This window comes from Aromatoleum toluolicum, assembly GCF_012911005.2.
In the GTDB taxonomy this organism is placed as follows: Bacteria; Pseudomonadota; Gammaproteobacteria; order Burkholderiales; family Rhodocyclaceae; genus Aromatoleum; species Aromatoleum toluolicum.
In genome coordinates, this window is record NZ_WTVS01000255.1 from 1 (window position 1) to 403 (window position 403).

1 protein-coding gene is annotated in these 403 nt (G+C 64.0%); it reads right to left on the minus strand.

The annotated features are described in order from the left end of the window. Positions 1 to 379 (minus strand): response regulator (locus GPA27_RS28620; protein ID WP_169143760.1); only part of this gene is annotated, 379 nt, incomplete at its 3' end. Positions 380 to 403 lie beyond the last annotated feature (24 nt).

Consider the following 403-nt stretch of genomic DNA (forward strand, 5'->3'; position numbering starts at 1 on the left):
GAGCCAGAAAGTCGCGCGCGCGCTTGAGCTGCAGGTGGTTGCGCACCCGTGCCATCACGATGGCGGGGTTGATGGGCTTGGTGATGTAGTCCACCGCGCCCAGCTCCAGGCCAATGCTCTCGTCCTCGGCCGCGCTCATGGCGGTGAGGAAGATCACGGGAATGTCTTCGGTGTCGGGATTGAACTGCAGGCGGCGCAGCACCTCGTAACCGTCCATGTCCGGCATCATGATGTCCAGCAGGATCAGGTCGGGCTTGCTGTCGCCCGCCACGATCTGCAGCGCACGCTCGCCACTGGGCGCGAGCTTGACCTTGTAGTCGGTGCGCAGGAGGTCGCTCATCAGCGAGAGGTTGTCTGGCGTGTCGTCTACGACCAGCACCGTGCATTTGCCGCTGGGTGCGAA